Genomic DNA, 11980 nt, shown 5'->3' with positions numbered 1-11980 from the left:
GGTCCGCGGGAAAGCCGTCGAATGCCCGACTGTACGTCGGCGAGGACGCCGGGCATGCGGAATTTCGTGGTGCTCGACGCCCCCTCCCACCGGGGACCGCGCCCGCCCCCGGCACCGTTCTGCGCGACGAGGACGTGCGGTTCCCCGGCATCCGCGACGAGTTCGCCGACGACACCGCCGAACCCGCGGCCCTGGGGATGCCCGTCGTCACCGTGGGCGAACTGCGCGAGGGAGGACCTGAGATGCTCGGCGAGGCCACCGCACGCGCCTTCGCGCGCCCCGAACCGGACGGCTTCCGGGTGCACCTGGACGCCGACGTCCTCGACCCGACGGTCGTGCCCGCCGTCGACAGTCCCGACCCGAACGGTCTCCTCCCCGACGAACTCGTCGCGCCGCTGCGGCCGTTGCTCACCTCGCCGCGCTGCGCGGGCCTCGACGTCACCGCCCTCGGCCGCTCCTGAACCGCCGCCCGCCGCCCGCCGTCCGCCGTCCGCCGTCCGCCGTCCGCCGTCCGCCTCACGCCGGGCGGCGGTCCACGTACTCGTACACCGCGCCGTCCGGATGCCGCACGATCAGGTTGCGGCCCGCCGGGGTCGCCACCGGGCCCGCGATGATGTCCGCGCCCAGCTCGTCCAGCGTCTTGTACGCCTGGTCGACGTCCGTCACGGCGATCGTCGCGGCGACCTTGCGCAGCACCTCCAGCTCGGCCGCGGGCCCGCTCATCAGCAGGAAGCAGCCGACCGCGGCGACCCGCACGCCGCCGCGCTCGAAGCGCAGCGCCGGGGCGCCCGAGAGGCGCTCGTAGAAGGGGACGGCGGCTTCCAGATCGTCCACGCAGACACGCAGGGTGGCTCCCAGAATGTTCATGCGCGAAAGCCTAGTTGGGCCGGACGGGCCGCGGAGATCCCTTCACGATCCCCTCGGCGGCCCCCGCCGGGCCGGCGCGCACCCGCCCCGCACCGCGTTACCGGCCGATGGCGCCGGGTACCCGGGAGGAATGGAGCGCATCGATCACCTGGAGCATCTGGACAAGCACCTCGTCGACGAGCTGGCGCAGGTGGCACGCGAGACCATCCGCGAGGAACTGCGCGAACAGACCCGCAAGCAGCGCCGCAGGGCCACGCTGTACGCCGCCTCCGGCGCGCTCGCCCTGTACGCGGGAGCCGCCGTCGCGCTGGCCGTGGGCCTCGCCCTCGACATCGGGCTGCCCGACTGGGCCGCCGCCCTGATCACCGCGGCCCTCCTCGGCGTGCTGGCCTACGTCCTGCGCAGCGCCGCCCGCCCGCACCCGGCCCACCACGGCACGGTCCCGTCCGCACAGCCGGGACCCGCCGCACCGCCCACGGGGGCGGCCACCGGCACGCCCTACCCGCCGATGCCGACCGCCGCACCCAGCGTGGGCGTCCCCGAGCCGGGCGAGGCGCCGCGGCCCGGCCGCATCGACCCCGAGACGCCCCACCACCGGGCCTGACCCGACCGGGCCCGACCCACGACGTGGACGCGCGGCAGGACCGCCGTGGTGACCGGAGCCGGGGCCGAACTCCTCGCAGGACGGGAAGCCGGGGCCGGACTCCTCGCAGGACGGGAAACAGCCGTACTCGGCCGCGGGGGTACCTCCGCCGGGGTGCGGCGGGTGGGCGGTCGCGGTCCGGGGTGCCCCGCGCGCGGGCGGGAAACCGGGGTCCCACGGGGCTCCGCGGGGCCCGCGGACGTTTGGCGGGTCTGCCCGGGGGGACGCGGAAACCCCCGTACGACACACTTCCCCGCGGCCCCGACGGCGCGGGGCCACCGGAGGCGAACGTGAGTCGACCCCGCATCGTGATCGTCGGAGCCGGCTTCGCCGGATACCGCACGGCCCGCACCCTCGCGCGGGCGGCCCGCGGCCGGGCCGACATCACCCTGCTGAACCCGACCGACTACTTCCTCTACCTGCCCCTGCTGCCCCAGGTGGCCGCCGGCATCCTCGAACCGCGCCGGGTCACCGTCTCCCTCGCCGGCAACCTGCCGGACGTGCGGCTGGTGCTCGGCGAGGCCGGCCGCATCGACCTCGACGGGCGCACCGTGCACTACACCGGCCCCGAGGGCGAGGCGGGCACCCTCGGCTACGACCGGCTGGTGCTGGCCGCCGGCAGCGTCAACAAGCTGCTGCCCATCCCCGGCGTCGCCGAGCACGCGCACGGCTTCCGCGGCCTGCCCGAGGCGCTCTACCTGCGCGACCACGTGACCCGGCAGGTCGAACTGGCCTCCTCCGCCGACGACGCCGCGCTCTGCACGGCCCGCTGTACGTTCGTGGTGGTCGGCGCCGGCTACACCGGTACCGAAGTCGCCGCCCACGGGCAGCTGTTCACCGACGCGCTGGTGCGCGCCCACCCCCTGCGCAAGGGCATGCGGCCGCGCTGGCTGCTGCTCGACGTCGCCGACCGCGTCCTGCCCGAACTCGACGAGCGGCTCTCCACCACCGCCGACCGGGTGCTGCGCGAACGCGGCGTCGACGTGCGGATGGGAACCTCCGTGAAGGAGGCCACCCCGGACGGAGTCCTGCTCACCGACGGCGAGTTCGTCGACACCCGCACCCTCGTGTGGTGCGTGGGCGTACGGCCCGATCCCCTCGCGGAGTCCCTCGGGCTGCCCATGGAGCGGGGGCGGCTCCTCGTCGAGCCGACCCTGCGCGTGCCGGGCAGGCCCGAGGTGTTCGCGTGCGGTGACGCCGCCGCCGTACCCGATCTGGAGAAGCCGGGGGCGTACACGCCCATGACGGCACAGCACGCCTGGCGGCAGGGCAAGGTCGCCGCACACAACATCGCCGCCTCGCTGACCGGGCGCGAGCTGCGGCCCTACCGGCACAAGGACATGGGCTTCGTCGTCGACCTCGGCGGGGTCAAGGCCGCCGCGAACCCGCTGGGCGTCCCGCTGTCGGGGCTGCCGGCCGGCGCGGTCACCCGCGGCTACCACCTGGCCGCCATGCCCGGCAACCGCGTGCGCGTCGCGGCCGACTGGCTGCTGGACGCCGTACTGCCGCGCCAGGCCGTCCAGTTGGGCCTCGTCCGGTCCTGGTCGGTGCCCTTGGACACGGCCTCGCCGGAACTGGCGCGGATGCCGGACGGACGCGAACGGCAGCGGGACGCGACGTCCGCGGCCGGCGTTCCCGCCACCACCGGGCAGAAGGCCCTGGGCGGAGGCGGCGGTGACGACACCTCCCGGACGATCACCTCACCGACCCCCGAGCCGGTGAAGAACGAGCAGGCCGGGCACCGCCAGGCACCGGAACCGGCGAAGAACCAGCCGGGCGGCGAGCCCGCGAAGAACCAGCCGGGCCGTGAGCCCGCGAAGAACCAGCCCGGCGGCGAACCGGCGAAGAACCAGCCCGGCGGTGGGCCCGCCGAAAGCCGGCCCGGCCCCGGGCCCGCCGGTGACCAGCCGCGTCCCCTCCCCCGAGAAGGAGAGCAGTAACCCGATGGACACCGCCGAACTCAGCGAGCTCGCCCAGCAGTTGCGAGTGGACAGCGTCCGTGCCTCCGCCGCCGCGGGGTCCGGGCACCCGACCTCGTCGATGTCCGCCGCGGACCTGATGGCCGTCCTGCTGGCGAACCACCTCCGCTACGACTTCGACCGTCCCGCACACCCGGCCAACGACCGTTTCGTCCTCTCCAAGGGCCACGCCTCCCCGCTGCTGTACGCGGCGTACAAGGCGGCCGGCGCGATCGACGACGAGGAGCTCCTCACCTTCCGCGCACTCGGCAGCCGCCTCGAAGGGCACCCCACCCCGCAGCGCCTGCCCTGGGTCGAGACGGCCACCGGCTCCCTCGGCCAGGGGCTGCCCGTGGGCGTGGGCATCGCCCTCGCGGGCAAGCGGCTGGACCACTCCGACCACCGGGTGTGGGTGCTGTGCGGGGACAGCGAGATGGCCGAGGGCTCGGTGTGGGAGGCCGCCGAGCATGCGGGCCACGAGCACCTGGACAACCTCACGGTGATCGTCGACGTCAACCGGCTCGGCCAGCGCGGCCCCACCCGGCACGGCCACGACCTCGACGCCTACGCCCGCCGCTTCCAGGCCTTCGACTGGCACACCGTCGAGGTGGACGGCCACGACGTGGACGCCGTCGACCGCGCCTACGGCGAGGCGGTCTCCACCAAGGGCCAGCCCACCGCGATCCTCGCCCGCACCCTGAAGGGCAGGGGCGTCGAGGCCGTCCAGGACCGCGAGGGGCTGCACGGCAAGCCGCTGCCGGACGCCGACGAGGCGATCGCGGAACTCGGCGGGATCCGCGACCTGCGCGTCGAGGTGCACGAGCCGCCCGCCACCCGCATGCTGCACTCGGTGCCCACCGGCCGTCTCGACCTGCCCCGCTGGGAGAAGGGCGATCCCGAGAAGGGTGTCGCCACCCGCGACGCCTTCGGGCAGGCCCTCGCCGCCCTCGGCGCGGCCCGCGGCGACGTCGTCGCCCTCGACGGGGAGGTCGGCGACTCCACCCGCACCGAGTTCTTCGCCAAGGAGCACCCCGACCGCTTCTTCGAGTGCTATATCGCCGAGCAGCAGCTCGTCGCCACCGCGGTCGGCATGGCCGGCTGCGGCCGGGTGCCCTTCGCCTCCACGTTCGCGGCCTTCCTGACCCGGGCGTACGACTTCGTGCGCATGGCGGCCGTCAGTGGCGCCGGGATCAATCTGGTCGGCTCGCACGCCGGGGTGGCCATCGGCCAGGACGGGCCCTCGCAGATGGGCCTGGAGGACCTGGCGATGTTCCGGGCCGTGCACGGCTCCACGGTCCTGTACCCGTGCGACGCCAACCAGACCGCCCACCTGGTCGCCGCCATGGCCGGGCTCGACGGCATCCGCTACCTGCGCACCTCGCGCGGCGAGAGCCCGGTGATCTACGGGCCCGACGAGGAGTTCCCGGTCGGCGGCAGCAAGGTGCTGCGCGCCTCCGGCGGCGACCGGCTGACCCTCGTCGCGGCCGGCGTGACCGTGCACGAGGCGCTGAAGGCCGCCGACGCCCTCGACGCCGAGGGCATCCCGGTCCGGGTGATCGACCTGTACTCCGTCAAGCCCGTCGACCGGGACACCCTGCGGCGCGCCGCCGAGGAGACCGGCTGCCTGGTGACCGTGGAGGACCACCACGAGGAGGGCGGACTCGGCGACGCGGTCCTCGACGCCTTCACCGACGGGCGCCCGGTGCCCCGCCTCGTGCGGCTCGCCGTGCGGACGATGCCGGGTTCGGCGAGCCCCGAGGAGCAACTGCACGCGGCGGGCATCGACGCCGAGTCGATCGCCGCCTCCGCCCGACTGCTGGTGGAGACGGCGGTCGTCCCGTGAGCGACGGCGGCCGGTCCCGCGGCGACGGCCGTCGTCCGGACGGTGACGGCGCCCGCCCTGAGGACGACGGCGCCCGCCCTGAGGGCGACGGCGGCCGTCCAGAAGGCGGCGACGTTCGCCGGGTGCGGGCCGGACGCCGCACCGTCGAGGTGCACCGGCCGGGCAAGGTGCTCTTCCCGGCCGGTGCCGACGGCGAGGAGTACACCAAGGGCGACCTGGTGGCGTACTACCGGTCGGTGGCCCCGTTCATGCTGCCGCAGCTGCGCGGCCGGCCGCTGATGCTGGAACGGCATCCGGACGGCGTCGACGGCCCCCGGTTCATGCAGAAGAACACCCCCGGGCACTACCCGCGGTGGATCACCCGGACGCGGGTCGGCAAGGAGGACGGCACCGTCCTGCACACCGTCTGCGACGACACCGCCACCCTCGTGTTCCTCGCCGACCAGGCCTGTCTCACCTTCCACCGCTGGCTGTCGCGGGCCGGCCGGGCCGACCGCCCCGACCTGATGATCTTCGACCTGGACCCCTCCGGGGACGACTTCGCCGCGGTGCGCGAGGCGGCCCGGTGGCTGGGCGACCTGCTCGACGAGGTGCGGCTGCCCTTCGCCCTGATGACCACCGGCTCGCGCGGACTGCACGTCGTCGTCCCCCTGGACGGACAGCACGGCTTCGACGAGGTGCGCACCTTTGCGCGGGACGCCGCCGAGCTGCTCGCCGCCGGACATCCGGAGCAGCTGACCACCGCCGCCCGCAAGAAGGACCGGGGGAAGCGGCTCTACCTCGACGTGCAGCGCAACGGCTACGCGCAGACCGCCGTCGCCCCCTTCACCGTGCGCGCCCGTCCCGGCGCCCCCGTCGCCATGCCCATCGCCCGGGACCAGCTCGACGACCCCGGTCTCGGGCCCCGCCGGTGGACCGTCGCCGACGCCCTCGAGCAGGCCCGGACCCGGCCGTGGTCCGGGACGAGCGGCGCCGGACGTGCCCTGGGGCCCGCCCGGCGCCGCCTCGACGCGCTGCGTGTCTGATGCACCTACCGCCGGTGTGCAGGACGTGCCGCGACCGGCCCAGACGCGTGTGCTCCTGGAGGTTTGGCCATGGTCCTTCCGGCCACACGGAAGGAAGAGGTGGCCATGTCCAACACAAAGAACACGGCAGACACACAGGCTTCACGAAACACGCGGAGTTCGCGGAGACCCCCGAAGGGCGGTTCCCCGACCGACGACCGGAAAGAGGGCGAGGACGACACCGTGACGGACGACCGGCCGAAGCCCATGGAGGTGCTGCGCCAGGCGCGTGCCCAGCTCGCCGAGCTGACCGGCATGACCGCCGAGAGCGTCTCGTCCTTCTCGCAGACCGAAGACGGCTGGTCCCTGGAGGTCGAGGTCCTCGAACTCGAGCGGGTGCCCGACACCATGAGCCTCATGGCGAGCTACGAGGTCGAACTCGACCCGGAGGGCCAGCTGACCGGCTACCGCCGCATCCGCCGTTACGAGCGCGGGCGGTCCGACGCGCGCTCCGGTGGCCGGTAGGCCGTTCGCCCGTCGAACGGCCCGGCCCCACAACCGTTCATCACACACCATTCATCACACACAAGGAGGTGCGGTCGGCATGACCGTGGTCCCGGCACAACAGTCCGGTGGCGGAGGCGGCTCCAGCGGCCTCTACGACGTCCTGGAACTCGTCCTCGACAGGGGGCTCGTCATCGACGCCTTCGTGCGGGTTTCTCTGGTCGGCATCGAGATCCTGAAGATCGACATACGGGTCGTCGTGGCCAGTGTCGACACCTACCTGCGGTTTGCCGAGGCGTGCAACCGTCTCGACCTGGAGGCGGGCCCGCGCAAGAGCCCCGGCCTGCCCGAGATCGTCGGTGACGTCACCGAGTCCGGCGCGCGCGGCAAGTCCAAGGGGGCGCTGTCCGGCGCCGCCGAGACCATCTCCGGCGCCTTCAAGCAGGCCCGTGAGGAAGGCGAGACCGAGTCCAGGCCGCGTACGCGCAAGTCGACGTCCGCGCGCCGGAAGGAGGAGCAGGAGTGAGCACCTACGTCTACGGCATCACCGCCGCTTCGCACCCCGCCCTCCCGGAGGGGCTGAGCGGGGTGGGAGAGCCCCCGCTGCCGGTACGGGTGCTGCACGCGGGTGATCTCGCGGCCGTCGTCAGCGATGCTCCCGAGAACCTGCGGCCCAAGCGCCGCGATCTCCTCGCCCACCAGACCGTCCTCGGCGAGGCGGGTGCGGAGGGGTGCGTACTGCCCATGCGGTTCGGCAGCGTCGCCCCCGACGACGACGCGGTCACCGGCGTCCTGACCGAGCGCGCCGAGCACTACCTGGAGCGGCTGCGGGCGCTCGAGAACAAGGTCGAGTACAACATCAAGGCATCCCACGTCGAGGACGCCGTGCTGCACCAGGTGATGGCGGACAGCCCCGAGCTGCGCGCGATGGCCGAGGCGAACCGGCAGGCCGGCGGCGGCTCGTACGAGCAGAAGATCCAGCTCGGCGAGATGGTGGCGGCCGCGGTCAAGGCCCGTGAGGCCGAGGACGCGGCGGAGGTGCAGCGGGTCCTGGAGCCCCTCGCGGCGAGCGTCGAGCCGGGTCCCGAGTCCACCGGCTGGCTGGCCAACGTCTCGTTCCTGGTGGACCGGGACGAGGCCGCGCGCTTCCTGGAGGCGGCGGACGGACTGCGCGAGAGCCGTCCCCACCTGGAAGTGCGGGTGAACGGCCCGCTGCCGCCGTACAGCTTCGTCGAGCCCGGCCCCGCGAAGCCCGCCGTACCGGCGGCCGGCTAGCGGGGGCACACCAGCGAAGGAGCAGGGAGATGGGCCTGATCTCAGAGGTGCTGCTGTTGCCGTTCGCCCCGGTGCGCGGCAGCGGCTGGGTGATCCAGCAGGTCGTTCAGGAGGCCGAGCGGATCTATTACGACCCCGCCACGGTTCGGGCCGAACTCTCCCGTCTCGAGGAGCAGTTGGAGGACGGAGCGATCACGGAGGAGGAGTTCGACCGGATGGAGGACGAGCTCCTCGACCGGCTGGACATCGCCATGCGCAGGAGTACGGGAACCGACGACGGGACAGCACGATGAACCGAGTGGGACTGGGCCTCGCGGTAGGGGCCGGATACCTCCTGGGACGCAGCAAGAAGATGAAACTGGCGCTCGCCGTCGGCTCGATGGTCGCGGGCAAGAAGCTGAACCTGACCCCGCGCGGCGTGGCCGACCTGGTGTCCCAGCAGCTCAAGGACAACCCGCAGTTCAAGGAGATCACCGAACAGCTCCGCGGCGAGCTGCGCGGTGTCGGCAAGGCCGCCTCGGGCGCGATGGTCGAGCGGCAGATGAGCGCCCTCGCCGACCGGCTGCACAGCCGTACGAACCGGGTCCGCGACGAGCTCGACGGCGTCGTCCCCGACGTGCCGGGCGGGAAGTCGCGGGACGAGGCGGACGACGAGGACGAGTACGAGGAGCCCGAGTCCGCGCGCGACGAGGACGAGGGCGAGGACTACGACGAGGACGCCGAGGACCGGGCCGACGAGGGCGACGAGGACGAGGACGCCGAGGACCGGGCCGACGAGGCCGAGGAAGAGCCCGAAGAGGAAGAGCCCGAGGAGGAAGAGCCCGAGGAGGAGGAGCCGCCGCGCAAGAAGGCGACGGCCAAGAAGACCGCGGCGAAGAAGGCCCCGGCGAAGAAGGCCCCCGCCAAGAAGACCGCGGCGAAGAAGGCCCCCGCCAAGAAGGCGTCCGCGCGCGGGGCGGCCTCGCAGAAGACCGCCGGCTCGGCCCGGAAGACGGCCGCGAAGACCACGTCGCGGACCCGGCGGTCGAAGGGAGGCGGTGAGTGATGACCGAGGCACTGGGATCGGCGAAGTCCGCGGCCGGCGAGGCGACGGACAAGGCAGGCGGCAACCCGCTGACGGACCTCGCGCAGAGCGAGGCCGCCGACCGGCTCAAGGCGGAGGCGCAGGAGTACCTCGCCGCGCAGGCCCAGCGCGTGCTGGTCGGCGTCGGCCGCAAGCTCGGTGAGACCACCGGCAAACTCAACGACATCGCCGAGGGCAAGAGCCCCGGTCTGGCCAAGATGGCCCTCGACGGAGGCCGCAAGCTGGCCGAGGGCAAGAGCCCGATGCGCACCGCGATGGAACTCGGCGCCTCGAACATCAAGGACAAGGTGACCGGCGCCTTCAAGAACCTCGGTGGCGGCAAGGGCAAGGGCAAGCGCAAGAGCGGGTCGGGCTCCAAGCCCACCGTCATCATGGAGCAGATCGACGTCGGCGTGCCACTGCGCACCGCCTACGACCAGTGGACCAAGTACCAGGACTTCAGCACCTTCGCCAAGGGCGTCAAGAGCGCCAGCCGCGCCGACGACACCAGCAGCGACTGGCAGCTGAAGGTCTTCTGGTCCAACCGGAGCTGGAAGGCGAAGACCACCGAGCAGGTCCCGGACGACCGGATCTCCTGGACGTCCGAGGGCGCCAAGGGCACCACCAAGGGCGTCATCTCCTTCCACGAGATCGCCGAGAACCTCACCCGCGTCGTGCTGGTCATGGAGTACTACCCGACGGGCCTGTTCGAGAAGACCGGCAACATCTGGCGCGCCCAGGGCCGCCGTGCCCGCCTCGACCTGAAGAACTTCGCCCGCTTCATCACCCTCAAGGGGGAGGCGGAGGACGGCTGGCGCGGTGAGATCCGCGACGGCGAGATCGTCCGCTCCCACGAGGACGCCCTGGCCGAGGAGGAGAAAGAAGCCGAGGAGTCGGAGGAATCCGAGGAGTCGGAGGAGCCCGAGGAGTCGGAGGAGGCCGAGGGCGAGTACGACGAGGACGAGCCGGAGGCGGAGTACGACGAGGAGCCCGAGGGCGAGTACGAGGAGGAGGAAGAGGACGAGGAGGGTGAGCCCGAGGCCGAGTACGAAGAGGACGAGGAGGAGGGCGAGCCCGAGGCCGAGGCCGACGAGTACGACGAAGAGGACGAGGAAGACGAGGAAGAGGCCCCGGAGGACGAGGACAGGAGGAGCCGTCGATGAGCATGCCGAGCCGGATGCCGGAACCGTACGGCCAGGGCGGCGGCGCCAACCTCGCGGACATCCTGGAACGCGTCCTCGACAAGGGCATCGTCATCGCCGGTGACATCCGCATCAACCTGCTCGACATCGAACTGCTCACGATCAAGCTCCGCCTCATCGTCGCCTCGGTCGACAAGGCCAAGGAGATGGGCATCGACTGGTGGGAGGACGACCCGGCGCTGTCCACCCGGGCCAGACGTGACCAACTCACCAAGGAGAACGCCGAGTTGCGTGAACGACTGGCTCGCCTGGAGGAACTGGAGCCGGGCCGTGCCCGCACCGGGGAGGAGTCCTCATGACCGGACTGCGGTACGTGTACGCCGTCTGCCGGCCGGTCGGAGCGCCTCTGCAGGCCGAGCTGACGGGTGTGGCGGGCGCGCCGGCCAAGATGCTGCACCACCACGGCCTGATCGCCGTCGTCAGCGACGTGCCCGCACAGGACTTCGCCGAGGAACCGCTCCGCGCCCACCTGGAGGACCTGGACTGGCTGGCCGCGACCGCGCGCGGCCACCAGCAGGTGATCGACGCGCTCACCGCGGTCACCACGCCGCTGCCCCTGCGGCTCGCCACCGTCTTCCGCGACGACAGCGGCGTCCGCGTGATGATGGAGGAACGCGAGGAGTTCTTCCGGCGCACCCTGGACCGGCTGGAGGGGCGCGTGGAGTGGGGTGTGAAGGTCTACGTGGAGCCCACGGGCGAGGAGACCGCCGGCCCGGACGCCGGGCCGGCGAAACCCGCCTCGGGGCGCGACTACCTCCTTCAGCGGCGCAGGAAGGCGAGGGCGCAGGAGGACACCTGGCAGCGGGCGGAACGGTTCGCCGGCCGGCTGCACTCCCTGCTCTCGGAGCACGCGGACGCGGCCCGCCTCCACGCACCGCAGAACTCCGCCCTCTCCCGTTCCTCGGGACAGAACGTGCTGAACGCCGCCTATCTCGTGCCCCGCACGGAATCCGAGGAATTCGTGGAACGCGTGGACCGTACGAAGGACGAGGAACCCGGAATGCGCGTCGAACTCACGGGACCGTGGGCGGCGTATTCCTTCGTGGATCCCCCGGCGGACGAGGGTGTGCGGGGCGGGGACCGCGGCAGGGGCGAGGAGAGCGGCGGGAGCGCGGGGGAGGCCGGCTCATGACCGTCGTGGAGCGCCGCGAGATCGCCCTCGTCGACCTGCTCGACCGGCTGCTGGCCGGCGGGGTCGTCATCAAGGGCGACATCACCCTGCGGATCGCGGACGTCGACCTGGTCCGCATCGATCTCAACGCGCTGATCAGCTCTGTGAACGAGAACGTTCCGTCGCCCTGGGAGGAGCTTTCGTGACCACGCCGAGCGAGCGTCATGTCGATCTCGAGCCCGACACGGTCGAGCGGGATCTGATCAAGCTCGTCCTCACCGTCGTCGAGCTGCTGCGTCAGCTGATGGAACGGCAGGCGCTGCGCCGCTTCGACCAGGGCGACCTGTCCGAGGAGCAGGAGGAGCGGATCGGGCTCACGCTGATGCTGCTCGACGACCGGATGACGGAACTGCGCGACCGCTACGGCCTGCGGCCCGAGGACCTGAATCTGGACCTCGGGCCGCTCGGACCCCTGCTGCCCCGGGAATGAGGCGCCCTACGGGATGCCGC

At 72.6% G+C, this 11980-nt stretch carries 15 protein-coding genes and 1 pseudogene; 15 read left to right on the top strand and 1 reads right to left on the bottom strand.

What is annotated here, in order from left to right; genetic code table 11:
* Positions 1 to 119 precede the first annotated feature (119 nt).
* Positions 120 to 443 (top strand): annotated as a pseudogene (locus ACH4N1_RS09105) (arginase family protein); the annotation flags it as partial.
* 73 nt (positions 444 to 516) lie between these two features.
* Here ACH4N1_RS09105 and ACH4N1_RS09100 read toward each other — a convergent pair.
* Positions 517 to 867: a VOC family protein gene (locus tag ACH4N1_RS09100; RefSeq protein WP_398095677.1), complete on the bottom strand. Its 351-nt coding sequence runs from the start codon at positions 865 to 867 to the stop codon at positions 517 to 519.
* Positions 868 to 997: 130 nt separating this feature from the next.
* Between ACH4N1_RS09100 and ACH4N1_RS09095 the strand changes: the two genes are divergently transcribed.
* The 14 genes from ACH4N1_RS09095 (at position 998) to ACH4N1_RS09030 (ending at position 11960) form a co-directional block, all read left to right on the top strand.
* Positions 998 to 1471, top strand: a complete 474-nt coding sequence (locus ACH4N1_RS09095) for a phage holin family protein (protein WP_398095676.1) — start codon at positions 998 to 1000, stop codon at positions 1469 to 1471.
* 329 nt (positions 1472 to 1800) lie between these two features.
* A complete protein-coding gene (locus ACH4N1_RS09090; RefSeq protein WP_398095675.1) occupies positions 1801 to 3450 on the top strand; it encodes an FAD-dependent oxidoreductase in 1650 nt (549 codons plus the stop codon).
* A gap of 4 nt (positions 3451 to 3454) precedes the next feature.
* Positions 3455 to 5311, top strand: a complete 1857-nt coding sequence (locus ACH4N1_RS09085) for a transketolase (protein ID WP_398095674.1) — start codon at positions 3455 to 3457, stop codon at positions 5309 to 5311.
* A 122-nt stretch (positions 5312 to 5433) separates the two neighbouring features.
* Complete coding sequence (ligD, locus tag ACH4N1_RS09080) at positions 5434 to 6336, top strand: non-homologous end-joining DNA ligase (protein WP_398095672.1); 903 nt, start codon at positions 5434 to 5436, stop codon at positions 6334 to 6336.
* 105 nt (positions 6337 to 6441) lie between these two features.
* Positions 6442 to 6840 (top strand): gas vesicle protein, encoded by a 399-nt coding sequence (locus tag ACH4N1_RS09075; protein ID WP_398095671.1) that lies wholly within the window; start codon positions 6442 to 6444, stop codon positions 6838 to 6840.
* A 79-nt stretch (positions 6841 to 6919) separates the two neighbouring features.
* Positions 6920 to 7345 (top strand): gas vesicle structural protein GvpA, encoded by a 426-nt coding sequence (locus tag ACH4N1_RS09070; RefSeq protein WP_363088720.1) that lies wholly within the window; start codon positions 6920 to 6922, stop codon positions 7343 to 7345.
* Positions 7342 to 8094, top strand: a complete 753-nt coding sequence (locus ACH4N1_RS09065; protein WP_398095669.1) for a GvpL/GvpF family gas vesicle protein — start codon at positions 7342 to 7344, stop codon at positions 8092 to 8094. Before ACH4N1_RS09070 ends, ACH4N1_RS09065 begins: the two co-directional genes overlap by 4 nt.
* Positions 8095 to 8123: 29 nt before the next feature.
* Positions 8124 to 8387 (top strand): gas vesicle protein GvpG, encoded by a 264-nt coding sequence (locus tag ACH4N1_RS09060; RefSeq protein ID WP_366058051.1) that lies wholly within the window; start codon positions 8124 to 8126, stop codon positions 8385 to 8387.
* Positions 8384 to 9139: a DNA primase gene (locus ACH4N1_RS09055; protein ID WP_398095668.1), complete on the top strand. Its 756-nt coding sequence runs from the start codon at positions 8384 to 8386 to the stop codon at positions 9137 to 9139. Before ACH4N1_RS09060 ends, ACH4N1_RS09055 begins: the two co-directional genes overlap by 4 nt.
* Positions 9139 to 10320: an SRPBCC family protein gene (locus tag ACH4N1_RS09050; protein ID WP_398095666.1), complete on the top strand. Its 1182-nt coding sequence runs from the start codon at positions 9139 to 9141 to the stop codon at positions 10318 to 10320. Before ACH4N1_RS09055 ends, ACH4N1_RS09050 begins: the two co-directional genes overlap by 1 nt.
* Complete coding sequence (locus tag ACH4N1_RS09045) at positions 10317 to 10658, top strand: gas vesicle protein (protein ID WP_398095665.1); 342 nt, start codon at positions 10317 to 10319, stop codon at positions 10656 to 10658. The genes ACH4N1_RS09050 and ACH4N1_RS09045 overlap by 4 nt, the downstream gene beginning before the upstream one ends.
* The gene (locus tag ACH4N1_RS09040) at positions 10655 to 11491 is read left to right on the top strand and encodes a GvpL/GvpF family gas vesicle protein (RefSeq protein ID WP_398095663.1); all 837 of its coding nucleotides are present in this window, start codon (positions 10655 to 10657) and stop codon (positions 11489 to 11491) included. Before ACH4N1_RS09045 ends, ACH4N1_RS09040 begins: the two co-directional genes overlap by 4 nt.
* Positions 11488 to 11676: a gas vesicle protein gene (locus ACH4N1_RS09035; protein ID WP_363088727.1), complete on the top strand. Its 189-nt coding sequence runs from the start codon at positions 11488 to 11490 to the stop codon at positions 11674 to 11676. The genes ACH4N1_RS09040 and ACH4N1_RS09035 overlap by 4 nt, the downstream gene beginning before the upstream one ends.
* Entirely contained in the window at positions 11673 to 11960 is a 288-nt protein-coding gene (locus tag ACH4N1_RS09030; RefSeq protein ID WP_382792808.1) for a gas vesicle protein K, read from the top strand. Before ACH4N1_RS09035 ends, ACH4N1_RS09030 begins: the two co-directional genes overlap by 4 nt.
* Positions 11961 to 11980: the final 20 nt, after the last annotated feature.

Origin of the sequence: Streptomyces sp. NPDC017202 (genome assembly GCF_044331705.1) — a bacterium.
In the GTDB taxonomy this organism is placed as follows: domain Bacteria; phylum Actinomycetota; class Actinomycetes; order Streptomycetales; family Streptomycetaceae; genus Streptomyces.
This window is presented reverse-complemented; position numbering and strand designations above follow the sequence as displayed.